The sequence below is a fragment of the Pseudalkalibacillus sp. NRS-1564 genome, from assembly GCF_050467905.1.
In the GTDB taxonomy this organism is placed as follows: domain Bacteria; phylum Bacillota; class Bacilli; order Bacillales; family Guptibacillaceae; genus Guptibacillus; species Guptibacillus hwajinpoensis_B.
Map to the genome: position 1 here is coordinate 96,386 of NZ_JBITPM010000005.1, position 23,104 is coordinate 119,489.

29 protein-coding genes are annotated in these 23,104 nt (G+C 40.2%); 8 read left to right on the forward strand and 21 right to left on the reverse strand.

Annotated elements, in window-relative coordinates; genetic code table 11:
* Positions 1 to 21: 21 nt before the first annotated feature.
* Positions 22 to 150: a hypothetical protein gene (locus ACIFPW_RS02450; protein WP_276511800.1), complete on the forward strand. Its 129-nt coding sequence runs from the start codon at positions 22 to 24 to the stop codon at positions 148 to 150.
* A gap of 49 nt (positions 151 to 199) precedes the next feature.
* On the opposite strand, the gene ACIFPW_RS02455 is transcribed toward ACIFPW_RS02450, so the two are convergent.
* Entirely contained in the window at positions 200 to 391 is a 192-nt protein-coding gene (locus ACIFPW_RS02455) for a hypothetical protein (RefSeq protein WP_430241755.1), read from the reverse strand.
* A gap of 191 nt (positions 392 to 582) precedes the next feature.
* Between ACIFPW_RS02455 and ACIFPW_RS02460 the strand changes: the two genes are divergently transcribed.
* Positions 583 to 1,404 (forward strand): SDR family oxidoreductase, encoded by an 822-nt coding sequence (locus ACIFPW_RS02460; protein WP_430241757.1) that lies wholly within the window; start codon positions 583 to 585, stop codon positions 1,402 to 1,404.
* A gap of 55 nt (positions 1,405 to 1,459) precedes the next feature.
* On the opposite strand, the gene ACIFPW_RS02465 is transcribed toward ACIFPW_RS02460, so the two are convergent.
* From ACIFPW_RS02465 to ACIFPW_RS02530, 14 genes are all read right to left on the reverse strand, one after another.
* Positions 1,460 to 2,428, reverse strand: coding sequence for a sugar phosphate isomerase/epimerase family protein (locus ACIFPW_RS02465; RefSeq protein WP_430241759.1), 969 nt, complete (start codon positions 2,426 to 2,428; stop codon positions 1,460 to 1,462).
* Between the two features lie 21 nt (positions 2,429 to 2,449).
* Positions 2,450 to 3,490, reverse strand: a complete 1,041-nt coding sequence (locus ACIFPW_RS02470) for a Gfo/Idh/MocA family protein (RefSeq protein WP_430241761.1) — start codon at positions 3,488 to 3,490, stop codon at positions 2,450 to 2,452.
* 4 nt (positions 3,491 to 3,494) lie between these two features.
* On the reverse strand, positions 3,495 to 4,523 hold the full coding sequence (locus ACIFPW_RS02475) for a Gfo/Idh/MocA family protein (RefSeq protein ID WP_430241763.1): 1,029 nt from the start codon (positions 4,521 to 4,523) through the stop codon (positions 3,495 to 3,497).
* 24 nt (positions 4,524 to 4,547) lie between these two features.
* Complete coding sequence (locus tag ACIFPW_RS02480) at positions 4,548 to 5,267, reverse strand: ThuA domain-containing protein (RefSeq protein WP_430241764.1); 720 nt, start codon at positions 5,265 to 5,267, stop codon at positions 4,548 to 4,550.
* Between the two features lie 22 nt (positions 5,268 to 5,289).
* Positions 5,290 to 6,117, reverse strand: coding sequence for a carbohydrate ABC transporter permease (locus ACIFPW_RS02485; RefSeq protein ID WP_098444829.1), 828 nt, complete (start codon positions 6,115 to 6,117; stop codon positions 5,290 to 5,292).
* A gap of 36 nt (positions 6,118 to 6,153) precedes the next feature.
* The gene (locus tag ACIFPW_RS02490; RefSeq protein ID WP_430241766.1) at positions 6,154 to 7,500 is read right to left on the reverse strand and encodes a carbohydrate ABC transporter permease; all 1,347 of its coding nucleotides are present in this window, start codon (positions 7,498 to 7,500) and stop codon (positions 6,154 to 6,156) included.
* 150 nt (positions 7,501 to 7,650) lie between these two features.
* Complete coding sequence (locus tag ACIFPW_RS02495) at positions 7,651 to 8,964, reverse strand: ABC transporter substrate-binding protein (RefSeq protein ID WP_226615069.1); 1,314 nt, start codon at positions 8,962 to 8,964, stop codon at positions 7,651 to 7,653.
* A 90-nt stretch (positions 8,965 to 9,054) separates the two neighbouring features.
* Positions 9,055 to 10,044 carry a LacI family DNA-binding transcriptional regulator gene (locus ACIFPW_RS02500; protein ID WP_430241768.1) on the reverse strand — a complete coding sequence of 330 codons (990 nt, stop codon included), beginning with the start codon at positions 10,042 to 10,044 and terminating at the stop codon, positions 9,055 to 9,057.
* Between the two features lie 129 nt (positions 10,045 to 10,173).
* The gene (locus tag ACIFPW_RS02505; protein WP_430241770.1) at positions 10,174 to 10,926 is read right to left on the reverse strand and encodes a sugar phosphate isomerase/epimerase family protein; all 753 of its coding nucleotides are present in this window, start codon (positions 10,924 to 10,926) and stop codon (positions 10,174 to 10,176) included.
* A 367-nt stretch (positions 10,927 to 11,293) separates the two neighbouring features.
* Positions 11,294 to 11,650, reverse strand: coding sequence for a HesB/IscA family protein (locus tag ACIFPW_RS02510; RefSeq protein WP_283153732.1), 357 nt, complete (start codon positions 11,648 to 11,650; stop codon positions 11,294 to 11,296).
* A gap of 327 nt (positions 11,651 to 11,977) precedes the next feature.
* The gene (dapF, locus tag ACIFPW_RS02515; RefSeq protein ID WP_430241772.1) at positions 11,978 to 12,838 is read right to left on the reverse strand and encodes a diaminopimelate epimerase; all 861 of its coding nucleotides are present in this window, start codon (positions 12,836 to 12,838) and stop codon (positions 11,978 to 11,980) included.
* A gap of 21 nt (positions 12,839 to 12,859) precedes the next feature.
* On the reverse strand, positions 12,860 to 13,099 hold the full coding sequence (locus ACIFPW_RS02520; RefSeq protein WP_226615075.1) for a hypothetical protein: 240 nt from the start codon (positions 13,097 to 13,099) through the stop codon (positions 12,860 to 12,862).
* Between the two features lie 136 nt (positions 13,100 to 13,235).
* Positions 13,236 to 14,459: a NupC/NupG family nucleoside CNT transporter gene (locus ACIFPW_RS02525; protein ID WP_430241775.1), complete on the reverse strand. Its 1,224-nt coding sequence runs from the start codon at positions 14,457 to 14,459 to the stop codon at positions 13,236 to 13,238.
* A gap of 236 nt (positions 14,460 to 14,695) precedes the next feature.
* Entirely contained in the window at positions 14,696 to 14,920 is a 225-nt protein-coding gene (locus tag ACIFPW_RS02530) for a DUF1450 domain-containing protein (RefSeq protein ID WP_430241777.1), read from the reverse strand.
* A 217-nt stretch (positions 14,921 to 15,137) separates the two neighbouring features.
* On the opposite strand from ACIFPW_RS02530, the gene ACIFPW_RS02535 reads away from it, so the two are divergent.
* Entirely contained in the window at positions 15,138 to 16,202 is a 1,065-nt protein-coding gene (locus ACIFPW_RS02535; protein ID WP_283153730.1) for an NAD(P)/FAD-dependent oxidoreductase, read from the forward strand.
* Between the two features lie 81 nt (positions 16,203 to 16,283).
* Here ACIFPW_RS02535 and ACIFPW_RS02540 read toward each other — a convergent pair whose 3' ends face one another.
* Positions 16,284 to 16,592, reverse strand: a complete 309-nt coding sequence (locus tag ACIFPW_RS02540; RefSeq protein ID WP_194218999.1) for a DUF1462 family protein — start codon at positions 16,590 to 16,592, stop codon at positions 16,284 to 16,286.
* A gap of 211 nt (positions 16,593 to 16,803) precedes the next feature.
* Here ACIFPW_RS02540 and ACIFPW_RS02545 point away from each other — a divergent pair, with 211 nt between their 5' ends.
* On the forward strand, positions 16,804 to 17,028 hold the full coding sequence (locus ACIFPW_RS02545; RefSeq protein WP_194218998.1) for a NifU family protein: 225 nt from the start codon (positions 16,804 to 16,806) through the stop codon (positions 17,026 to 17,028).
* A 44-nt stretch (positions 17,029 to 17,072) separates the two neighbouring features.
* On the opposite strand, the gene ACIFPW_RS02550 is transcribed toward ACIFPW_RS02545, so the two are convergent.
* Entirely contained in the window at positions 17,073 to 18,074 is a 1,002-nt protein-coding gene (locus ACIFPW_RS02550; protein WP_430241778.1) for a hypothetical protein, read from the reverse strand.
* Between the two features lie 167 nt (positions 18,075 to 18,241).
* On the opposite strand from ACIFPW_RS02550, the gene ACIFPW_RS02555 reads away from it, so the two are divergent.
* Positions 18,242 to 18,739 carry a phosphatidylglycerophosphatase A family protein gene (locus tag ACIFPW_RS02555; protein WP_194218996.1) on the forward strand — a complete coding sequence of 166 codons (498 nt, stop codon included), beginning with the start codon at positions 18,242 to 18,244 and terminating at the stop codon, positions 18,737 to 18,739.
* Between the two features lie 32 nt (positions 18,740 to 18,771).
* Here the strand turns inward: ACIFPW_RS02555 and ACIFPW_RS02560 are convergent, their stop codons facing one another.
* Entirely contained in the window at positions 18,772 to 19,536 is a 765-nt protein-coding gene (locus tag ACIFPW_RS02560) for a TIGR01457 family HAD-type hydrolase (protein WP_430241781.1), read from the reverse strand.
* A 165-nt stretch (positions 19,537 to 19,701) separates the two neighbouring features.
* Entirely contained in the window at positions 19,702 to 20,148 is a 447-nt protein-coding gene (locus ACIFPW_RS02565) for a DUF86 domain-containing protein (RefSeq protein ID WP_194219608.1), read from the reverse strand.
* A 180-nt stretch (positions 20,149 to 20,328) separates the two neighbouring features.
* Here ACIFPW_RS02565 and ACIFPW_RS02570 point away from each other — a divergent pair, with 180 nt between their 5' ends.
* On the forward strand, positions 20,329 to 20,601 hold the full coding sequence (locus ACIFPW_RS02570; protein WP_098444844.1) for a DUF3055 domain-containing protein: 273 nt from the start codon (positions 20,329 to 20,331) through the stop codon (positions 20,599 to 20,601).
* A gap of 49 nt (positions 20,602 to 20,650) precedes the next feature.
* Positions 20,651 to 20,920, forward strand: coding sequence for a hypothetical protein (locus tag ACIFPW_RS02575; RefSeq protein ID WP_226615082.1), 270 nt, complete (start codon positions 20,651 to 20,653; stop codon positions 20,918 to 20,920).
* Between the two features lie 11 nt (positions 20,921 to 20,931).
* Here the strand turns inward: ACIFPW_RS02575 and ACIFPW_RS02580 are convergent, their stop codons facing one another.
* Positions 20,932 to 21,237, reverse strand: coding sequence for a YutD family protein (locus tag ACIFPW_RS02580; RefSeq protein ID WP_194218993.1), 306 nt, complete (start codon positions 21,235 to 21,237; stop codon positions 20,932 to 20,934).
* Positions 21,238 to 21,363: 126 nt separating this feature from the next.
* Here ACIFPW_RS02580 and ACIFPW_RS02585 point away from each other — a divergent pair, with 126 nt between their 5' ends.
* A complete protein-coding gene (locus ACIFPW_RS02585) occupies positions 21,364 to 22,023 on the forward strand; it encodes a YhcN/YlaJ family sporulation lipoprotein (protein ID WP_430241783.1) in 660 nt (219 codons plus the stop codon).
* Positions 22,024 to 22,074: 51 nt separating this feature from the next.
* Here the strand turns inward: ACIFPW_RS02585 and lipA are convergent, their stop codons facing one another.
* Complete coding sequence (lipA, locus tag ACIFPW_RS02590; protein WP_194218991.1) at positions 22,075 to 22,962, reverse strand: lipoyl synthase; 888 nt, start codon at positions 22,960 to 22,962, stop codon at positions 22,075 to 22,077.
* Between the last annotated feature and the right edge of the window lie 142 nt (positions 22,963 to 23,104).

The following is a 23,104-nucleotide window of genomic DNA, read 5'->3' on the forward strand; positions in this document are numbered from 1 at the left end:
CAAGGAAAGTGAGGGGTACACATGGATGAGATTCTCTTTATCATCGTGATGATAGCAGGTCTTGGCTTCTCTCTTTATAAAAGTCTTAAAGATACGCCAAAACCGAACTGGAAAACCGTTAAACAAAACCTTTTCCATTCTTCTCACTAAGACGTTAAAAACCCCGTACACTTGTACGGGGTTTTTAATATGTATGTTTTCACCAACCAAGCCCTACTTTGGTTGCTAGAATTTCTTCACCTGAACCATTCAACGTAATTTCATAACGCCCTGAACGATTAGAGTATGTGAGCGTTTTTTCTTTAAATGCGACATTAGCTTGATAGCGCACTTCAAAATTCTCCACCTCTAAATCTCCAGATCCCTCTTCATGTATCTTTACAGTAAACAACAAAATCCCCTCCTTATACAGTCATTTTATCACCGTCAGAATTCTTGAGATATGACAAATAGTTTACACTAGTACCGTATTTTTCCATGAAAAATATTTTCTTAACAGCACATTCCTTGTGATTATTTTCTTCTTGAAGCGGGTAAACCCAAAATAGACTTAAAATAATCTGTTTACAGGAGGACTTATCAATGAGTAGATTACAAAATAAAACAGCGGTAATTACTGGAGCTGCAACTGGTATTGGACAAGCCACTGTTGAGCTTTTCGCAAAAGAAGGAGCTACGGTTTTATGTGCTGATGTTAATACAGAAGAGATGAGTAAAACAGCTGAGAAGCTAAATAACAACGGAGGTAATGTAAAAACTTTCCACGTTGATGTATCAAGTGAGGATAGCGTAACGAGTTTTGCTAACCAAGTCAAAGAGGAATATAGCACGATTGATGTTCTCTTTAATAACGCAGGGGTTGACCAGGAAGGTGGAAAAGTCCACGAATACCCAGTCGAATTATTCGATCGTATTGTTTCAGTTGACTTGCGCGGTACATTTTTAACAAGCAAATACTTACTTCCACTCATGATGGATAACGGCGGATCGATTATTAATACGTCATCGATGTCAGGTCGAGCAGCTGATCTGGATCGTTCAGGCTACAACGCAGCAAAAGGTGGCATTACAAACTTTACGAAAGCCATGGCGATTGACTATGCAAGACAGGGAATTCGAGTAAACTCTCTCTCTCCAGGTACGATTGAAACGCCACTAATTGATGAGCTTGCAGGTTCAAAAGAAGAAGAAATGGGTCAGAAATTTAGAGATGCGAATAAGTGGATTACACCACTTGGTAGACTTGGCCGCCCGGATGAAATGGCGAAGGTCGCTCTTTTCTTAGCATCTGATGATAGCTCTTATGTGACAGGTGAGGATATTACAGCTGATGGTGGGATTATGGCGTATACTTGGCCTGGTAAGATGTTAATCGATGAGCAATGGAAAAAGGAAACAGAGTAAGACAAGGAAGCAAAACCCCGATGCAACGAGCATCGGGGTTTCTTTATAAATAAACTTAAGCCCACCACATCTCAGTCGGCTGGTCAACAATTAAAACAGATTGAAGGTTCTTAACAGCCGTTTGGAAGCCTTCGCTAATAGACATAAGTGGATCTTCGTGTTCAATGCTTACAACATGGTCATAGCCATATGTACGAAGTGCGCTCATCATGTGAGACCATTCTTGATTACTATGTCCACAACCAACAGAACGGAACGTCCATGCTCGTGTCTTCACTTCTCCATAGGGCTGCATGTCTGTTAATCCATGCATGTTCACATTATCCTGATCGATATACGTGTCCTTCGCATGGAAATGATGAATCGCATTTTCTTTTCCAAGAATTTTAATGGCTGCGACAGGGTCAATTCCTTGCCACCACATGTGACTTGGATCGAGGTTTGCACCGATTGCGTCACAAGTTAGCTCACGAAGCTTAAGCATCGTGTAAGGTGTATGGACAAGAAAACCACCATGAAGTTCAAGACCTATTTTCACATTATGATCCTTAGCAAATTGCCCCCACTCTTTCCAATAAGGAACTAGCTTCTCTTCCCATTGCCACTTCAAAATATCTGAGTACTCCGCTGGCCATGGCGTTACTGGCCAATTTGGGTTTTTCGCGTCTTCGCTATCACCGGGCGTTCCTGAGAATGTATTCACTACTGGAACGTTCATTGCCGATGCTAATTTCACAGTCTTAACGAAAGTGTCGTGGCACTCCTCAGCAAATTTCTTATCAGGAGAAATCGGATTTCCGTGACAACTAAAAGCACTAATTTCGAGTCCTCTTGAATGAACTTTATCAAGATATTCCAAGCGCTTCTCTTCACTTTCGAGCAATTCATCCAGATTGCAATGAGCATTACCTGGATAACCTCCCGTTCCGATTTCCACCGCTTTAAGTCCAGATGCTTTCGCATGATCGAGCATCTCTTCGAATGACTTATCTGAGAATAGTACAGTAAATACACCTAGTTTCATAGGACCACTCCTCTTATGTTTTTAATCAAGTCGAATGCTTCTCCCAGTTGTACAGCTTTCATAAATTGCTTCAATTACTTGTGACACACGTCTCGCCTCTTCCGATTTTACGATCGGTTCCTCTAGTCCAAGACAGCTGTTCACAAAATTCGCAGCTTGAGGCAATCCTGGGTCCTCATCTCCTGGTACCCATTGACTGCTCGTATTTAAAAGCATGCCGTGCTGAGCTTTATTTAATTGAAATGGAAAAACATCGAGACCCCCATCACTACCGGAGATACTAACAGACTCTTTGTCCTCTGCAATGTTGGCTGACCAGGATGTTTCAAAGAGCATAGAAATATTATTATCAAAACGGATATATGCCGTGACATGATCATCCACATTAAACGTCTCGTGATCAAATGCTCCCCACTGGTTCACTTGTTCAGGTGTTTTGCTTAAACGATTGTATGTTGTTCCTGACACTTCAACAGGCTTCGCGTTGCCCATTAGCCACATACTTAAATCAAGAAAGTGGCATCCATAATCTATTAAGCTACCGCCGCCTTGAAGCTGTTTATTCGTAAACACGCCCCAGCCAGGAACCTTTCGGCGACGAAGGGCTTGAACTCTTGCAACCATTGGATCACCGATTTCATTCTCTTGAATAAGTTGACGTGCCGCACGCGGTTCCTTCATGAAGCGATAATGATAAGCGATGGATAAGATTTTGCCAGACTTTTTCTCTGCTGCAATCATCCGATCACATTCGGCAACTGTCATCGCCATTGGCTTTTCACAGAGAACATGAACACCTGCGAGTAGAGCTTGCTCAGCTAGATCCGCATGAAATTTATTCGGTGTGCAAATCGTAACGGCATCTACTTCATTTAGCATATCCTGTACATGCTCGTACACATTAGGAATATGACAAGAAAGCCCTACCTGCTGCGCTTTTTCATAATCGACATCATAAACACCAAACAACTCTACTTGTTCAGAGAGCTGCTGGTATGCTGGGATATGCCGGGACTGGGCGATGCCGCCAGACCCGATAATCCCCATACGTAATTTATTCACTTGATCACCTCAGGTTAACGATTTTCTTCGTTTCATTTGATTCTAGTGCTGCGAGAACCACTTGAAGAGAATTCATCCCTTCCATACCGCTTACAGGAACGTCTTTATCCGACACAATGCTATCTACGAACTTGTCGATAACCCGTGAACTCGATTGGCCGCCGCTATCATTTGTTTGAATACCACCAAGCTCATATTTCACCACTTCACCTGTCTGATACTGAACAACAAGCGAATTCACTGGATCGTCTTCAAGTCTAAGAATCGCTTTTTCGCCATAGATAATCGTTGAATTATCTTCACTCGCTGTATAAGCCCAGCTTGCAGCTAGCGTTCCAATAATACCGCTTTCGGATTTTAAAATACACACTGCATTATCATCAACTGTAGCAAACTCCTTCGCACTTGTTTCAACAAACGAGCCTACCTCTACGATCTCTTCATTTAATAAATAGCGGATAAGATCGGTCTTATGCACACCAAGATCTCCCATTGCTCCAATAAATGCTTTCTCTTTCTCGAAGAACCAGCTATCTTTCCCATCCACACTCCAACCTTCAGGTCCAGGATGTCCAAAAGCTGTTCTAAAGCTATACACTTTGCCAATTTCACCGCTTGCTAGAATGTCTCTCGCCTTTGCGTGGGAAGGAACGAAGCGTTGATTGTGAGCAATCATTAAGTTCTTCCCACTTGTGCGAGCTGCTTCAATCATTTCTTCGGCATCTGCACGTGACGTTGCCATTGGCTTTTCGCAAAGAACATGCTTTCCTGCTTTTAATGCAGCAATAGAAATCGGGGCATGAAGGTAGTTTGGCGTACAAACACTTACAGCATCAATCTCACTATTTTGCAGTAGCTCCTCATAGCTTTCATAGGACTTTGCTCCGTAAAGAACCGCTGTTTCATCTGCTCTTGTTTTCACAATATCGCACACAGCAGCAATTTTTATTTGTGTGTTTGCCGCGTATTCTGGTAAATGACGGTGTTTCGCAATACTCCCACATCCGATAACACCAATTTTTAATTCATTCATGGTTTCTCCTCCTCATTCAATCTCTTATTTAGACGCAATGGTTTCTAGCGGTTTTGCATTTCCATAGACTGGCTTTGGTATCGTCGTAGGTTTAGCCCAGGCTACAGCATTTTTCATAACCTGCTGGATCTCTTTATTGTAATAAGTTGGGTATGTCTCATGACCAGGTCTGAAATAGAAAACCTTTCCTTGTCCTCTCTTATATGTACAACCGCTTCTGAAGACTTCTCCGCCTTCAAACCAGCTTACAAACACAAGTTCATCTGGTGCTGGGATATCAAAATGCTCACCATACATTTCTTCTCTCTCAAGCTCAATTTTCTCACCAAGTCCCTCCGCAATCGGATGGGTTGGATCGACAATCCACATTCTCTCTTTCTCATCCGCTTCACGCCATTTCAAATCACAGCCTGTCCCCATTAGCTTCTTGAAAATTTTAGAGAAGTGACCAGAATGAAGGACGATAAGCCCCATTCCATCAAGAACTCGTTGATGAACGCGATTCACAATTTCATCAGATACTTCTTCATGCGCGATATGTCCCCACCAGAGAAGAACGTCCGTGTTGTTCAGCACCTCTTCAGATAAACCATGTTCAGGCTCGTCCAAAGTGGCCGTTTTCACTTCAAAATCCTCTTTTAGAAATTCAGCAATGGCACCGTGAATTCCGTTTGGATACACGCTTCTTACTTCTTCACTACTCTGTTCATGACGATTTTCATTCCATACGGTTACGTTTAGCATTAAAATCCACTCCTATTTTTATCTATTCTTTAACTGAACCTGATGTTAATCCTGACACGATTCTTCTTTGGAAAATCAAAACCATAATGACAAGAGGAACGGTTACAACAACGGTCGCTGCTGAAATTTCTCCCCAAGGGATCGTATACTGACCCTGAAACAGGGCAATTCCGACCGGGACCGTTTTAAACTTATCAGCCGTGTTAATCGTAAGGGCAAACAAGAATTCATTCCAGGCTGCAATAAATACGAGAATGGCTGTTGTAAAAATACCTGGTACAGCAAGTGGCATAATCACTTTCCAATACGTTTGCCATAGTGATGCTCCATCGATTTTCGCTGCTTCTTCAAGATCGAACGGAATTTTACGGAAGAACGTAACGAGAAGCCAGATCGATAATGGCAGCGTGATCGTTGTGTACGGGATGATTAAGCCAAGATAGCTATTTGTAAGACCTAAGTTTTTTAGAAAAATATAGATTGGTGAAATCGTCGCTACTTGTGGGAACATAGATACAGATAAGACAATCCCCAATATAATCGGTTTTCCTTTAAAATTCAGACGCGCGATGGAATAAGCAGCGAATGAAGCGACCAGTACGGTGTACACAGTCGTAATTGTCGCTACAACGGTACTGTTCCAAAGATAGCGAGGGAAAGGATAATCTACGAAAACGGATACATAGTTTTGTAGAGTTGGGTTATTCGTAAAAGGATTGAACGCTTTTTCACCAAAGAGCTCTGTTAGTGGTTTAATCGAACTTGCAAGCATCCATAAGAACGGAAACATGACAACAAAAACAAACACAACTAGGAAAACGTAAAACATCGGTCCCGCTTTCTTATTCATCTGGCTGTCCCTCCTTCTTCATGATAAAATACTTTCTCATTTCTTTCCAGTTCCGTCGTTTATTAGTTCTGCACCGAGTAATTTAATAAAGATTCCAGAAATTATGGCAACACAGATGAATACAACTACTGAAATAGCTGAACCTTCACCAAAGTTTGTCTGAGTAAACATCAATGTATAAGCGAGCATCGAGATCGTTTCGGTTGAATTCGCTGGACCTCCGCCAGTTAATACATAAATTAAGTCAAACACTCGGAATGCATCTAGAGTACGGAATAAGAGAGCAACGAGAAGACTTGTTTTCAAAAGTGGTAATGTAATCGTTACAAACTGCTTCCACTTATTCGCTCCATCAATTGATGCGGCTTCATAGAGGGAAGATGGGATCGTTTGCAGTCCTGCTAGAAGAAGTAAAGCCATATATGGTGTCGTTTTCCACACATCAGCGAAGATAACAGAGAACATTGCACCTGTATCCGTAGTGAGAAGCATCGACATGCGATCGATCAATCCAACATCTTCAAAGAGCTTCGCTACAATACCGTTTTGACCATCATAAAGGAACTTCCACATGAGGGCTGCTACCGCTGTTGGAATCGCCCACGGAATTAGGATACTTGCACGAATTAATCCTCGCCCTAAGAAAGCTTTGTTAATAAGGAGAGCAATCGCTAGACCAAGTATTAGCTCAGCTAGAACAGAAATAAATGTAAATACACTCGTGTTCCAAAGAGACTTCCACATCCGCTGATCAGTTAAATTTTCTTTGTAATGCTCAAGTCCAATGAAGTTCGGTTCAACAACAATTTCAGTTAGTGCGGATGATAAACCAACAATCTTATCGCCTTTTTCCAAACTTCCATTTTCATTGATCGACATTAAATCATTATTGATTGTTTTAACGGAAGACGTAAAATCCTCTGCTACGCTTTCATCAATTTCAACGTACTTCATATCGTCAGGAATATTTTCAAACTTGTCTAGCTTTTCATTAATCACGTCATAATTTTCTGCTGCTTGCGGGTTTTCTTTAATACTGGCATCGAGATTTTCTAATGTTGTTTTCATCTCGGTCAGCTCTTCACTTGAATTTCCATTATCAATTTCAGAATTAATTGCCCCGACTAGGAAGGGATAGTTTTGCAAATAGCGGTCCAGGTCAATTTGATAATCGAGATGGACTTCTGATTTAGTTGGTTCATTGAGACGAAGGTCGAAAAGACTAAAATAAAATGACTGGAAAACTGGCCAAATAGAAATTGCTAGAATTAGAATCAGTGCTGGGGCAAGAAGTAAATAACCGACAACCGCATCGTTTTTTTTCTTCTTTTTGGGCTGTTTCTCCACTTTAATAGGCTCTTTTGGATCGATATCTGTCTGCATACCAACGCTCCTCTCTTTAGGAAAAAGTGTCTTGTTGCTCACTCAGTTAAGATCGCAACTAAACACCGCTTTTTGATACTATGAAATTTCTTTCAAAGAATATGTAGGAAAGACATTAGCCTTCGTATTGAAGGCTAATGACCTTCTCTATTATTTTTCTAGCTTTTCATTCATTTCTTTTTCCATTGCAGCCGCTGCTTCTTCAGGAGTTTCTTCTCCTGCGATCGCTTTAGAAATGTGAATTTGAATGATTTCAGAGATTTCAGGGTAGTTTGGTGCTACCGGACGTGAAACCGCTGCTTCAAGAGCTGTTTGGAATCCTTCTTCTCCAAAGAATGGGTTCGCTTCGATAATTTCTTCATCTTCGAACAGAGCAGGAATTGTTGGAGCGTGTGAACCTTTAATTGCATCAATTTTTTGTCCTTCTTTACCAGTCATAAACTTCAAGAACTCCCATGCTTCTTGAGGATGTTCAGAGAAATTATTGATGGCTGCCATCCAACCGCCAAGGGCTGAAGCAGAACCAGCGTCACCTTCAGGAAGTGGAGCTACTTCTACGTTTCCGACAATCTTAGACTGTTCTTCATCATTCGCAAGTGCGAATTGATATGGCCAGTTACGGATAAATGGAGATTGACCTTCAATAAATGCAGTATGAGATTCTACTTCAGTAAACGTATTGATGTTACCTGGAACGAAATCAGAGTTTGCGATTTCAACCATTTTTGAAATACCTTTGATCGCTTCAGGGCTATTGATAACAACTTCTCCATTCTCATCAATAAACGCACCGCCGTAAGAACCGACAAATTCAACTGCGTTTGTTACAAGACCTTCATATTGCTTCGCTTGCATGAGGTAACCAAACTTCGTACCGTCTTCACCTTTTAGCTCAGAAGCTTGAGTCATCAAGTCATCCCACGTTTTTGGAGCTTCAGATACTAAGTCAGAGCGATAGAAAAGCATACCAGTATCAATAAATTTAGGCATCGCCCACTGCTTTCCGTTAAATGTTGCTGCCGTAACTGGTCCCTGGTTGTAATCGTCCATGTTAATACCGTCTTTTTCAATAAAACGGTCTAATGGAAGCACATATCCTGCTTGAGCGAATTCAGCTGGCCAGATTACATCGATATCGAATACATCAATTTCTGATGATTCAGCGTTCAACATTGTGACATAAGCATCGTGCTGTGCTCCTGTGTCGGTCGGCATCTCGCGGAATTCGATTTCGATATTCGGGTTTTGCTTCATAAATTCCTCAACCATTACATCGGTTGCACCTGTTGCATCTTTACCACGCGCATAAACGAGTGTTACTTTCTCTTCGTCACCTGAACTTGCATTTTCATCACCAGAACTGTTGTTATTACTTGAAGAATTGTTTGAAGAACTACATGCCGATAGAACTAGGATAAGAGCCAAAACGATAAAAAGTAGTTTACTATTCTTCATAATTCGCATAATACTAAATCCCCCTTAGATTTGGTTGAAATCGATTTCAAAATTGTAATCGATTTCAATAAACAAATTAACGCTTACATTTATCGCAAGTTATGTAGAGTTACGAATAACAAGCGATAGTGGTAATTCTTTAACACTTTGAGTTGTACGCTCACACTGCCCTTTTAAACAATCAATAAAAATAGACATAGCTTGTCCGCCAATTTCTGCACCGGGTTGATAAATGGTTGTTAGCTCTGGTTCAATTAAGCTGGCAATTGGCTGATCGTCAAATCCGAGTATAGCTATATCTTTCGGAACATCTAATCCATTTCGCTTTGCTTCCTTCACCATTGCAGCTGCCACTTCATCTCCTCCGGTAAAGATAGCCGTTGGTCGTTCAGTTAATTCAAGAATTTTGTTAAACGTTCTTACGCCGTCTTCCATTGTGTATGTATCTTGGAAGATCCATTCTGGCTTTATTTCTAGGCCAGCTTCTTCAATCGCTTGAAAGACTCCTTTACGGCGATCATTAGACAACCCGCTTGTTGAGCCCATACAATAAGCAATCCGCTTATGTCCTCGCTCAATTAAATGCTTTGTTCCTAAATAACTCCCCTGAACTTGATTCAATCGAACCATTGGTACCGTCGCATCGTGATGATATTCATTACAAAGTATAATCGGTCCATGTGCCGTGTAGGACTGAATTTCTTCCCAATTATTTTCAATCGAAGTGAAAATAACACCATCAACTTGCTTCGTCTGTAACAAATTCAAGTATTCGAGTTCCTTCTTTTTACTAGATTTCGTCTGACAAATGATCAATTGAAATCCATTCGCTTCAGCCACGCTTTCGATTCCATTAAGAACCAGTGTAAAAAACGGATTCGTTAATCTTGGAATTAACACAGCTACTAGATTTGTTCTTCGATTTCGCAAGTTTCTAGCTGATGTATTAGGAAAGTAACCTAGTTCCCTCATTGCCTTATGAACTAATTCACGCTTGTCTTTAGTTACGTGTGGATAATCATTGATGACACGTGACACAGTCGCTCGTGATAGACCTGTATAGTGTGCGACATCAGCAATTGTTGCCATGTTTCATCCTCCTCAGAAAGTACAAAAGAACCTCCCTTCGTTTGTAACCGATTTCATGAAATCGATTACAAACAGCATAACGTAAGTTCACAGAATCTTCAACATTATTTTTTGAATATTTTAACCATTTTATTTTTTTAGCTGTATTTCTCTTAAATATTTATAACTCTGAGTCACACTTTCAATCGGATCAACATCACATTCATCCTGCTCAACAACCCACCATTTTACGCCGCATGCCTGCCCCTGCTCCACTACTTCCTGAATCGCAATGTTACCAGTGCCAAGAATAGCCGTTGCTTCTCTCTCATCATCCGAGCGGTCCTTTAAATGAATGATTGGTGTTCTACCTGAGAACTTTTGCATCCACTCAACTGGATCATGACCAACCTGGTTAAGCCAATAAATATCAAATTCAGCCTGAATGGAAGAATGCGCCTCTAAAATTCCGAACAGCTCACTACCTTCAATACTTCGACCAAGTTCAAAATCATGATGGTGATATCCTAATTCCATTTGATGCTCAGTACAAATTTCCGCTGCATTCTTCATGATCTTAGCTACCTTTAAAAAGTCCTCATGACTTCTTCTTTCAGGTGGAAGCCACGGGCAAATAATTCGGCTGTTTCCAAGTACTTTTTGTTCCTCTATAACAGTTTCCAAATCGTTTTCAATCCGCTCAATCGGGATATGATGTCCAATGACGCTTAACCCAAGTTCATCTAATTTGTTTTTTACTTCTGATGGTTCATATCCATGCAATCCTGCAAGTTCAACACCTTCGTAGCCTATGGCCTCTACTCTTATTAACGTTTCGAAGAAATCCTTGTCACATTCGTTTCTCAACGTGTAAAGTTGTAACCCAACTCCAATTTCAATCATGTGTGACACTCCTTTTCATAATTAGAATAGACATTCCATTCTTCCTGGCAAAGTCGATCAATTTGTAAATTTACAAATTGATCGTTTGAATGTTAACTCTCATAGAAGATAAATTTTCTTCACCATCACTGTGTTCGATGGAACGACTAAAATCCCTTTTTTTAGACATAAAAAAAGAAATTTTTCATTATTGAATCTGGATTAAGGTTACATTTAAAAAGCTCATAAATTGTTCAGAGAGCTTAAGGCAAAACCTATAATGGAAAGAGAGTAATAAAAAAACTCCCCCACACGTTCAATAAACAATTGAACGTTGGAGAAGCTTTAAGATACGGGTCATGACTCACCCTATCCGATATTTAATTTCTTAACAATTCTCCGGCGTACCAGCGTTGGTCGCTGTTTTAAACGAAGAACCACAGCCGCATGATGCGATCGCGTTCGGATTATCGATGGTGAATCCGCCGCCCATCATGTTTTGTTTATAATCAATATTCACACCGTTTAAAACGGGTGCGCTTTCGTTATCCATAATAATCGTTACGCCATGCTGAGCGTCGAGAGCTTGATCATCTTCCTTCATTTCTGTATCAAAGCCCATGCCGTAGCTTAAACCAGTACAGCCGCCACCTTTAACACCTACGCGTAAATAAAGATTGTCGCCTTCTTCTTGCTTCATCATTTCTTTTACCTGTGCTGCTGCAGCTTCAGATAAATGGATCATTTAAATCCCTCCAATCACCGTAATGCTACTATTAGTATATCGTGCTATAGAACTAAGCTCAACAATTGAACACTATCAAACAGAAATACTCACTTCGCTAGCCTGATGATTGTATTTCAACTGTAATATCAGATTATGCTTCTTATCAAGTTTTTGACCATATGCCAATAGTTCCGGGTAATTCAAGCCAAGTACTATATCGGCTTGAGTCATTTTTGCGCATAGAATTTCACGCCGTATCTTTTCACAGTCGGAGTCTTGAATGATCCTTCTATTCATAACCACTTATTATTCTAAATCAATATCCTATCATTTACAAATATCCAGTTATTTCCCTGTATAATAAACTCCAGTTGATATCGTCACTGCTGGACCTGTCATCCAGATGTGATCATCTTCATCCCACGTAATTTCCAGATCGCCGCCTGCGAGATGAACTGTCACCTCTGTACCCTTTAATGTTTTGTTATTTAATACGCCTGCTACTACTGCTGCACATGCGCCTGTTCCACAAGCTTGAGTAATACCAGAGCCTCTCTCCCATACTCGAAAATGGTATTCACTGCTAGAGACTACTTCAACAAATTCAACATTAATACTTTCTGGGAATAGCTGATGATCTGTAAAATAAGGTCCTGCTGTTGTGAGAGGAGCCTTTTCTATATTATCGACAAACATCACCATGTGAGGATTCCCCATCGATACTCCCGTCATTTGAAGCGGTTCTTCTTCAAAAAACACCGTTTCATCAATAACTTCGTCTTCTGAATTTCCGATCATGGGAAGACTTCCTCTTGTCCACTCCGGTCTCCCCATATCAATCGTAACAGTCTCCACACGATCACCCGCTAAATGAACTTCTGCCTGTACAAGTCCTGCTAGCGTTTCAATGGCAAATTTCGTTGAAGAAACCAGCTGGTTTTCATATGCATACTTAGCTACGCAGCGGAGGCCATTGCCACAGTTTTTCCCTTCAGAACCATCTTTATTAAAAATTCTCATCTTCACTTCTGCTTGATCGGATGGGCAAATCAAGATCATTCCATCCGATCCTATACCCGTGTAAACATCCGATACTTCTCTTGCGTATTGAGGAAGGTTCTTTTCTTCTAACTTTTGCTCAAATAAGTTGATGTAAATGTAATTGTTACCAAGACCATGCATTTTTGTATATGTTATCTCTTGCAATGCTTTCACTCTTTCTATATTTTAATGGCTCTTTCGAACAGCTTCTGTCGTCCAGAAATAATCACTATCAATTTTCTCAATCATGAGCTTGCCGTTACAGCAAGGCATCACAAGTCTTGTTTTGATTTCTTCACAACCTTGTTGGTAATCTCGTTCTGTCATAGGCGTTAAAACATTCTCACTATGACAAAATGGACAATGCGGAACATAGACGTCCCCCATCATACGATCATATGGCAATGTATGTTCAAAGCTACTCACGAGTGATCCCCCCTGTCTATTATTTAGACAAGTATACCGTAAAACAGGCAAAAAACAACACCGCTTCGCCTTCCGTTTTCAATACAACCAATCAAAACGATATAAAAAAAAGCCTCTATAAAAGAGGCTTTCAAAATTAGAAAATTAGCATACCTGCGATTGCAGCATTTAAAAGGTTTGCAAGCGTACCTGCAAGGATTGCGCGCATTCCAAGCTTTGCAATTTCAGGGCGACGTTTAGGCGCCAGACCTCCAAGGCCTCCAAGTAAAATAGCAAGAGAAGAGAAGTTCGCAAATCCACAAAGAGCAAAACTGATAATCGCAACTGATTTGTCAGTTAGGTTTCCAGCACTAATTTCTGGACCGAAAGAAGAGAAAGCTACAAATTCATTAAGGATCAACTTCTGTCCAATGTAGTTACCTGCTTGAACAGCATCTTGCCACGGAACACCAATAACAAAGGCAAGTGGTGAGAAGATATACCCAAGAATTTGCTGAATCGTTATGCTTCCTGCGCCAAACCATCCACCAACTGCTCCAAGTAAACCGTTTAGCAAGGCAATCAATGCGATAAACGCAAGAAGCATCGCTCCAACGTTTAAAGCAAGTTTCAGACCGTCTGATGCACCATGTACAGCAGCGTCAATCACGTTTACGTGATCTTCGTTTCTTTCCATCTTAATTTCTTTCGCTGTTTCTGGTGTTTCTGTCTCTGGCATGATGAGCTTAGCCATTAACAAACCACCTGGTGCTGCCATGAAACTTGCCGCTAGTAAATACTCAAGCGGTACACCTAATAAAGAATAACCAATCAGGACAGAACCAGCTACCGAAGCAAGTCCTCCTGTCATAACTGCAAAAAGTTCTGATTTCGTCATTTTATCTAAATAAGGTTTGATGACAAGTGGCGCTTCCGTTTGACCAACAAAGATATTTGCAGTAGCTGATAGTGACTCCGCTTTACTTGTTCCAAGCGCCCATGAAATCGCTCCACCAAGTAGACGGATAACCCACTGCATAATCCCAAGGTAATAAAGAACAGAAATAAGAGAAGAGAAGAAAATAATGATCGTTAGTACTTGAAATGCAAAGATCATTCCAATGTCTTCATTTCCAATTAAGCCACCGAAAAGAAAGCCAATTCCCTCATTAGCATATCCAATAATATCCTGAACGAATAATGATAGTTGCTTTAAAGCAGTCTTACCTGCTTCCCATTTTAATACTACAAATGCAAATGCAACCTGAATGGCAAGTGCACCCAGTACCGTACGAAGGTTAATCGCTTTGCGATTTGTAGAAAAGATTAGTGCGATGGCAAATAACACAGCCATACCACCGAATCCCCATAAAATTTGCATATTTTACACCCCTTGTTAATTATTGAACCCGTTTATAAGCATAGCCTACCCCATTACCAGATTTTAAATAGAAATATTATAGCAATTAGCTAAATACAGCGCTTACAAACAGTGTTTTGTTATCTGAATATTCGACATTTTTCGCGTGTACGCGGAAAATAAAAAGTCCGTTCTCTCTCTATTAGACTTCAATGGACCTTTGTCATTATAACACAGAAACTGAGCAATGAAAGCCCTTAATTTTCATCGATTAATTTTCGCATTATTTTCTCTATTAAAGCTTCAGATGTATCCGCATTTACTAAAAGTCCATCTACGATAGCAAAAGACTCAGAGTAGCAGTTCCCACAATAACCAAGACAGCCGTAGTCAATTAATTCAATATCGTGGATCTTCTCCAGGGCCTCCCATACGAGCTTATTCTCTCTCAAGTTTCCCGCACAAAATTCGATTGTCTTCACAGTAAAGCCACTCCTCAGTTAAGCATTTAAGAAATGTTATTGTACATAAGTCACAGTTTCGCTATACTTTTAACTGTCATAACATAATGAATCGTATAACTATATTATAGCGCGTGTCGCTTCCTTTTTTCTTCCTAATTCTTCATTTCTTCTTCATCTTTTCTACTTATTATAGGGAGACAGCGTTATGCAATTTTATTAAAGGGGACCTCTTATCATGAAAAGGCTAGTGCTATTAGGCGGCGGATACGGTGGTATGCGTATCCTACAGAAATTATTTGCATCTGATCTACCAGAAGACCTCACAATTACGCTTGTTGACCGCAACCCTTATCACAGTATGAAAACCGAATATTATGCCCTTGCCGCTGGAACAGCAAGTGATCATCACATACGTGTTCAATTCCCAGTTCATAAGAAGCTAGAAATCAAATACGGCGAAATCACTAGTATAAATCTAGATTCAAATGTCATTCACCTAAATGACGATGATGACCTTGCATATGACACGCTCGTCATTGGACTAGGATGCGAAGATAAGTATCATAACGTACCAGGTGCAGATGTTCATACTCTAAGCATTCAAACGATTGATTCATCTCGAAGAACGTATGAAGTATTGAACAACCTCGGCGCTAAATCTGTCGTTGGTATTGTTGGTGCAGGACTTAGTGGAGTGGAGCTAGCAAGTGAACTTCATGAAAGTAGGCCAGATCTTCAAATTAAGCTATTTGATCGAGGACACACTATTCTTTCTGCCTTCCCAGAACGACTTGGAAAATACGTTCAATCCTGGTTTGAGGAGCGTAATGTAGAAGTTGTTAGTGAATCAAATATTACAAAGGTCGAACCCAATACGCTCTTTAATCATGGAGAGCCTGTCCACTGTGATTCAATTGTATGGACAGCTGGCATCCAGCCTAACAAAATCGTAAGAGATCTTGACGTTGAAAAAGATGCCCAGAAGCGTATTGTATTAAATGACTATCATTCTGTTCCAAGTCATGAGAATGTTTTTGTTGTAGGAGACTGTGCAAGCTTGCCACATGCACCAAGTGCTCAGCTTGCTGAGGAACAAGCAGAACAAATTGCTCTCGTATTGCAGAAGCAATGGAAAAAAGAAACGCCACCTGCGCTTCCACCAATTAAAATCAAAGGAACGCTTGGCTCACTCGGAAGCAAGCATGGCTTTGGTGTCATGGCGAATCGTCCACTTACTGGCCGAGTTCCTCGTCTACTCAAGTCAGGTATATTATGGATGTATAAGAATCATAACGGTTAATAAGGTTGACCTTTATAAGAAGTAAATATACTTTTTCGTAAGATAAAACCCGTGAACAAATTTGTTCACGGGTTTTATCATTTAAGCCGTTGCAGAACGGTCTTCTAGAACAGCATATAAGTCTTTTAATTTAGGGTTACCTTCTGACACAATTTCATTTCGGACGACAACAACTGGATAGAACAGATCTTCATCAATCACTTTTGAAGCAAAAGCCGCCTCATAACCGGAGAGTTTACTATGAATGTCAATATATCGAACGACTATTTGGCGATCAGGATACTTGCGGTCGAGGGCCGCTTTAAGCCATTCAGCCGTTTCTTCTGAAGAAGGCAAGTTTACACAGCTTGCACAGCGCTCACCTGCTCCATAGACGAGTACTTCTTCCATGGTGAAAACGTCCTTTCTATTCAATCAATTTACCTTCATTGTACCCTATTCCTATCATGTAGAAAAGAAGCATTCGCCTTTTTCATGTTCCAATCTTGTATATGGATTCATACCATGATAAAGTTAGGATGAGAATTATAATCATTCTACATTAGCACATAGATTTTTAACTTAATCATTAGTATAATGGAAGTATGAAGGGAGTCGATGAATGATGCAAGAGCAAGTACAAGATGTATTGAATAAACTACGTCCATTCCTTCTGCGTGACGGTGGAGACGTAGAGCTTGTAGACATCGAAGAAGGCGTAGTTAAAGTACGTTTAATGGGAGCATGCGGCAGTTGCCCTAGTTCCACTATCACACTTAAAGCAGGTATTGAACGCGCACTTCTTGAAGAAGTTCCTGGCGTAACTGAACTCGAGCAAGTATTTTAAACCAAACACATCCACCCCCTCTGTCATGGAGGGGGTTTTTATTTTTAACTTAACCAATCTACTCTTCTCATTTGCTTGCCATATTCACCCATCAATTCCTGAAACAACAAACGGTACATTTCCTCCCTTTCTCCTTCTCTTCTCACAAGTTGCTTTAAATTCACAAAACTTTTTTCTTTCTCCTTTAAATTGCCATCACTATAGTAATGCTCCACTGTCTCTACATATGGAAGAGGGAATAACAAACGAGCATACAGTAGATTCCAGTCCATTTGAGTTAACGTACGCCTCTCATGATAATTCCACATAAATTGCCTGATGCCTTCAAAATTCCCCTCGCCCTCAACTAGCTCATATCTAATCCACTCAGCAAGATCTCTCGCTGGATGGTCAAGGATGAGATCATTCGGAAATAGCCCTTCAGATGTACGGTGATAATTGGCTGTATACCGATTAAACGCAAGAGTTCTAATCTGAAATGGATTCATTCCCATGTCAATACCACAGTCCACAATGTACTGAATCGCATTCTCTGATAAGCCAGAATAATAGGGGAATGTTTCTATAAACCATTCATCAAATTCTCTGAGAGGCTGAGTCTGATTCTTCAATTCCTCACGAAAAGATTCAAGTTGGTCTATCCTGTACTGCCACCGCATCTGCCAAGGTTGAATTTCTGGTAATTCACTATAAGCTGCTAGGAGATTACCTGCTTTCCTATGAAATAGCGCTAGCCGACTCCCATCATTGTGATGAATGCGAATATTTCGATCATACGGTTTTTGATAAAGAACATACGCCTCATTCTGAATTGTCTCTATATACTTCCCTCTTCTTGAAGAAATCGGTAACATTGTAGGTTCATTCTGTTGATTAAGAAAGTTTGCAACCATTACATACCAGGGAAATTCACTTTCTTGTTCACTTAATGCACGTCTTAAAATAAATTCAGATTGATCAGATGTACGAAGCAAATATCCACTATTTTTAACATTATGTTGATCTATAACGATTCCATATTGATGAAAAACCTCTCGTTCAAGCATATTGACCCTCCGGCAATTCGTCTTAATACCGTACTATATGCCCCGCGCGCCCAATCGGTGTAAAGTAGTCACAGAAGTTTAGTGTCATATTTCTTCCTGACTTACCATATACTAATATAATCAATAACATCCAATACCAATTTACTATAAAGTTAGGTGGGACAAGAATGGGCCAAGAACCTATGGACCTTGTAGAACAAGCAGCGAGAAGTAAATTAAAAGAACGTGGTGTCGAGATCAAAGATATCGCAGACCTTGTTTTCTATCTCCAAGAAAAATATCACCCTAACCTTGAAATGGAAACTTGCATACAAAATGTAGAACGTGTACTTTCAAAAAGAGAAGTGCAAAATGCAGTGCTCACGGGAATTCAGCTTGACGAACTTACGGAAAGAAAACTGCTAGATCAGCCTCTACAAGATATATTAATGAAAGATGAAGGACTATATGGCGTAGACGAAATCATCGCTCTTTCAATTGTAAATGTATATGGATCGATTGGCCTTACGAACTATGGTTTTATCGATAAACAAAAGCCTGGTATTCTCGAAAAGTTAAATGATAAATCCAGTGGTGCATGCCATACCTACCTCGACGATATTGTTGGAGCTATTGCGGCAGCTGCATCTAGTCGACTTGCCCATAGAGCTCAAAAAACAGAATAATGGCAAATATAAAAACGCCCCAAGGGGCGTTTTTATATTTGCCATTCATCTAGCGTAAGAGCTGTGTACTCTGGTTGCTTTTCGACTGATAACAAGTGTTCTTTCGTTGTTACACCTGTATGAACAAGCAATGTATCCAAACCGGCATTGATGCCTGCAAGAATATCGGTGCGATAATTGTCCCCAACCATCAACGTCTCTTCTTTCGGTGTTCCAAGTTGAGCAAGAGCTTGTTCCATAATAATAGGTTCAGGCTTCCCAATAAAAATAGGGTCTACTTCCGTTGAAACAGTCACGACTGCCGTCAATGAACCATTACCGGGTAACAATCCTCGTTCAGTTGGAATCGCAATATCTCCGTTTGTCGATATAAAAGTAGCTCCGTTTCGAACGGCAATGCACGCCTTCGCAAATTTTTCGTATGTGATTGAACGGTCAATCCCAACGACAACATAGTCTGGATTGTCGTCTTGAATCATTAAACCTTCATCCGTTAAGGCATCGCGAATGCCTTCTTCTCCAATCACATAAACCGAAGCATCTTGCTTCTTATTAGAGATATAACTTGCTGTTGCCATGCTTGTTGTAAACACGTGATCTGGCGTACATGGTACACCAAACGCCTCAAGCTTACCAGAAACTTGTTCTTTCCGTTTTGATGAATTGTTCGTCACAAATAAATAGGGAATATTTGCTTCCTTTAAACGCTTCACGAACTCGACTGCTTCGTGAATTTTTTCAGTGCCCCGATACATCGTACCATCTAGATCAATTAAATAGCCTTTATAGTTTTTCATGTTCTTTTTATCCTCCTTCTACTTATCCAATCCATAAGAAAACCGCTTTCATTGATGAAAGCGGTTCATATATTCGGGTTTTGAATGAAAGATGTCAGCTGCTCGTTTCTTACTCTTTTCATCAAAAACACCTTACTTTCTTTACAATGTGTGTTTACCTTAACATCAATCTTCATTATCTGGAAGAAAAGCTGAAACAGCCCCTAATTCTTGATTTAAGTATGTTCTTATATCAGTAGGAAACTGCTCTAGTGCACTGAGGTTTTTCCGAAGATTTTGCTCCAATGCTTCATGATCAAGCATAACATATTGCTGCATTAGTGGTTTTCTCATGCCCACGACTTCTTTTAACATAATAGTATTTTCAGTTGATATTACTTTTTCATCAGCTAGGATTTCAATAATATCTTCATAGCTCCCGGGATCTCGCATAATGAATCCATCAATGATGCTGTTCCCTACGTCAATCATGCTCTCAATGACAACGTGATGAATTCGCTCTAATCCGAGAAAATGAAGTTCTGTTTGAAAAGAACTTTCCTTCATGAGAACAATCATTTTATCGAAATAAACCAGCTGTTCTTCTATTTTCTTACGATCCACAAAATACATACTCATGCACCTGCCTCTAACACTTATGATTCAATCACCATTTTCTGAAACGGTATTAAATACTTCTCTACATTTTATCATATCTTAAAATGCAACGGCTTACATTTTCTAATGAAAGCTTGTATGAGAACGCCTCATAAGATGGTATGATAGCGTTAACTAGAAAAGGAGGGTGCTATGATGGAAGATGAACGACTCATCTACGACGAACAGGAGGCCACTGAAGCCAGGTTCGTCTGCTTTATGGGAAGCAATCATCGGTTTGACCTTTGTATTGTAAAATCAGATCGCTTTTATGGAAAATCGTTAGTCCTCGATATTCAAGGAGGCAAATTTGCAATTATCGGCCACGATGATCTAAATGAGCCTGGAAATCTCGAGCATGCCTACTCTCTCAATGAAGAAGATGCTGAAGAACTTCGCAACTTCTTGAGAGAAGTCTTAAGTCACTAATATTTTATCAGACAATGAATACACTACCTCCTAAAGGTGGTGTTTATTCATGTTTGATGAAGAAGATTATCAAGACTTCGCTAACGTAGAGAAAGGGCGAAATTACGTCCTCCCTGAAGATACGCCAGAAGGTCCATACGGTTCACCGGTGAATAAAAAGCTCGGTAAAACCTCACCTTGGCGAGAAGGGCAGCGTTCCTATAGTGCATTTAATTACGAAAATAAAAATCTTCACCAACATTTACCTCGTCAGGACCCTGGCTCACATCCACCACACGATGATCCAGAAAAAGACTCCGAAAAACCATACAAAGCATAAGCCCATAGGGCTTATGCTTCTTGTTGTTGTTTCTTCGGTTTTTCCTTCTTCTGCTTCTTTAATACAAAATAAGGGCAGCCGAAGTTGCAGTATTCATATAAATAATCAAGCACCGTGCTGAATTTTGTATCGAAAGTTGCTTTTTGGTTACGGTCCTCAAAGAATCCTTTTAATCTAAGCTGACCATAGCCCCAATCCCCAACAATGTAATCATATTTATCCAAAATCTCACTATATCGAGCAAGAAAAGCTTCTTCGTTCCAACCTTCTCTTTCATCCTTCATCAACTCAAACGTATGTTGATTTACTTTTATCATTCTTTATCCCTCATTTCAAAATGGGCTCATTAGTCTTATGATACCTTTTTTATTCGATTTGTCCAAGTAATACCAGTAAAAAAGGAACAGAGTTCGGTCATGATAACAGTATGGAGGTGAATGTTATTGAAAAAACAAATTCTGCTCATACTGCCACTCGTATTAGGACTTGGGGCATGCCAGGGAGAAAATGCGACAGATTCCTTTGACCACGCAGATTTAACACCTGTTAAAACGGATCCCGATGAATACGGTATGAACACCGCTAATTCTCAGGAAAAGTCCAAAAAGGGTGGCTTTGGATATGTGCGTCATACACGAAATACTAACAACATGAATTCTCAAAAACAACCCGAGAACATAGCCTACCTTGATCGTGATCGTATGTCGGATATGATCGGTTCAATGGCAATTGTTTTACCTTATGTCAGTGATGTCGCAACGCTAGTAACAGATGAAGAAGTTCTCATTGGCTATAAAACAACAACAAAAGATCGTGATGCCACTGCAGATCAAGTAAAGAAAACGGCTCTTTCTGTCATTCCAAGATATTATCATGTCTATGTTTCTGACGAAGAAGGAATGATTGCTGAGGTCGAGCGATATCAAAATGCCTCCACTGCAAATGGAGAACTCGAGAAGAGCATAGAAGAAACGATTGCCAAAATGAAGAAAGCGCCACAAGGGAAAAAGGTAAGTGATGGAGAGAACGAGAACGGTGAGATGAAGGGCGAAATGAATGAAGACTTAAATGATACAGATGGAAAAGAAATGATGTCGAAGTAAAAAAATCGGCCCGATAAAGGCCGATTTTTTATCTTTATTATTACTTATCCATTACTTCGAAGCTTGCTTGGCTGCATTGACTTGCTCATCAGCATGATAAGACGAACGAACCATTGGACCAGATTCACAGTGTTTAAAGCCTTTTTCTAACGCAATATCTTTGAGCTCAAGAAACTCTTGAGGCGTCCAGTATTTTTCTACTTTTAAATGCTTTTTCGATGGTTGTAAATATTGCCCAAGTGTAACAATATCAACATCATGTGCACGAAGATCATCAAGTGTTTGAATGATTTCCTCTTTTGTTTCACCTAATCCTAGCATGATGCTGGATTTAGTCGGAATCTCAGGATTCATTTCTTTTGCACGCTGAAGAAACTCTAGTGTACGACGATATTTCGCGCGTGCTCTCACTCTTGGCGTTAGGCGCTCCACTGTTTCAATATTGTGGTTCATAATATCCGGTTTCGCATCCATGAGTGTTTCAAGCGCTTCATATTGGCCACCCATGTCTGATGGAAGAACTTCGATCGAACAGAACGGATTTTTACGACGAATAGCACGTACGGTTTCAGCAAAAACAGCCGCGCCACCATCTTTTAAATCATCTCGCGCTACAGCGGTAATGACCACGTGTTTTAGTCCCATCTGTTCAACGGAATCCGCAACGCGTTCAGGCTCTGCCCAATCAAGCTCAGTTGGAAGACCAGTTTTTACTGCACAGAAACGGCATGCACGAGTACAAACATCACCAAGAATCATAAAGGTTGCCGTCTTACGAACAGCCCAACATTCATGAATATTCGGACAACGCGCTTCCTCACAGACCGTATGTAACTTTTTCTCGCGCATCATCTTTTTTAAGCCTTTATAATTTTCGTTTGTATTTAGTTTTATTTTCAACCACTCTGGTTTTCTTAAATATTCTTCTTTCTTACTCACTACACTCACCTCACCTATTACTTTTCTGTAATAAAGAATACCATAGGTAACTCATTCATTTCTATAAAAAGTGTGAATCTATTGAGGATTAAGACTTTAGACCTTCCATTATTTAGTTCTAATGATTTACGCACGGAAAACC

Excerpts from the sequence above, each read along its gene's own strand:
- ACIFPW_RS02450 (WP_276511800.1), top strand. The coding sequence starts at position 22 with ATGGATGAGATTCTCTTTATCATCGTGATGATAGCAGGTCTTGGCTTC.
- ACIFPW_RS02460 (WP_430241757.1), top strand. The coding sequence starts at position 583 with ATGAGTAGATTACAAAATAAAACAGCGGTAATTACTGGAGCTGCAACT.
- ACIFPW_RS02465 (WP_430241759.1), bottom strand. The coding sequence starts at position 2,428 with ATGAAACTAGGTGTATTTACTGTACTATTCTCAGATAAGTCATTCGAA.
- ACIFPW_RS02475 (WP_430241763.1), bottom strand. The coding sequence starts at position 4,523 with ATGAATGAATTAAAAATTGGTGTTATCGGATGTGGGAGTATTGCGAAA.
- ACIFPW_RS02480 (WP_430241764.1), bottom strand. The coding sequence starts at position 5,267 with ATGCTAAACGTAACCGTATGGAATGAAAATCGTCATGAACAGAGTAGT.
- ACIFPW_RS02485 (WP_098444829.1), bottom strand. The coding sequence starts at position 6,117 with ATGAATAAGAAAGCGGGACCGATGTTTTACGTTTTCCTAGTTGTGTTT.
- ACIFPW_RS02490 (WP_430241766.1), bottom strand. The coding sequence starts at position 7,500 with ATGCAGACAGATATCGATCCAAAAGAGCCTATTAAAGTGGAGAAACAG.
- ACIFPW_RS02495 (WP_226615069.1), bottom strand. The coding sequence starts at position 8,964 with ATGCGAATTATGAAGAATAGTAAACTACTTTTTATCGTTTTGGCTCTT.
- ACIFPW_RS02500 (WP_430241768.1), bottom strand. The coding sequence starts at position 10,044 with ATGGCAACAATTGCTGATGTCGCACACTATACAGGTCTATCACGAGCG.
- ACIFPW_RS02505 (WP_430241770.1), bottom strand. The coding sequence starts at position 10,926 with ATGATTGAAATTGGAGTTGGGTTACAACTTTACACGTTGAGAAACGAA.
- ACIFPW_RS02510 (WP_283153732.1), bottom strand. The coding sequence starts at position 11,650 with ATGATCCATTTATCTGAAGCTGCAGCAGCACAGGTAAAAGAAATGATG.
- ACIFPW_RS02525 (WP_430241775.1), bottom strand. The coding sequence starts at position 14,459 with ATGCAAATTTTATGGGGATTCGGTGGTATGGCTGTGTTATTTGCCATC.
- ACIFPW_RS02535 (WP_283153730.1), top strand. The coding sequence starts at position 15,138 with ATGAAAAGGCTAGTGCTATTAGGCGGCGGATACGGTGGTATGCGTATC.
- ACIFPW_RS02540 (WP_194218999.1), bottom strand. The coding sequence starts at position 16,592 with ATGGAAGAAGTACTCGTCTATGGAGCAGGTGAGCGCTGTGCAAGCTGT.
- ACIFPW_RS02545 (WP_194218998.1), top strand. The coding sequence starts at position 16,804 with ATGATGCAAGAGCAAGTACAAGATGTATTGAATAAACTACGTCCATTC.
- ACIFPW_RS02550 (WP_430241778.1), bottom strand. The coding sequence starts at position 18,074 with ATGCTTGAACGAGAGGTTTTTCATCAATATGGAATCGTTATAGATCAA.
- ACIFPW_RS02555 (WP_194218996.1), top strand. The coding sequence starts at position 18,242 with ATGGGCCAAGAACCTATGGACCTTGTAGAACAAGCAGCGAGAAGTAAA.
- ACIFPW_RS02560 (WP_430241781.1), bottom strand. The coding sequence starts at position 19,536 with ATGAAAAACTATAAAGGCTATTTAATTGATCTAGATGGTACGATGTAT.
- ACIFPW_RS02565 (WP_194219608.1), bottom strand. The coding sequence starts at position 20,148 with ATGTATTTTGTGGATCGTAAGAAAATAGAAGAACAGCTGGTTTATTTC.
- ACIFPW_RS02570 (WP_098444844.1), top strand. The coding sequence starts at position 20,329 with ATGGAAGATGAACGACTCATCTACGACGAACAGGAGGCCACTGAAGCC.
- ACIFPW_RS02575 (WP_226615082.1), top strand. The coding sequence starts at position 20,651 with ATGTTTGATGAAGAAGATTATCAAGACTTCGCTAACGTAGAGAAAGGG.
- ACIFPW_RS02580 (WP_194218993.1), bottom strand. The coding sequence starts at position 21,237 with ATGATAAAAGTAAATCAACATACGTTTGAGTTGATGAAGGATGAAAGA.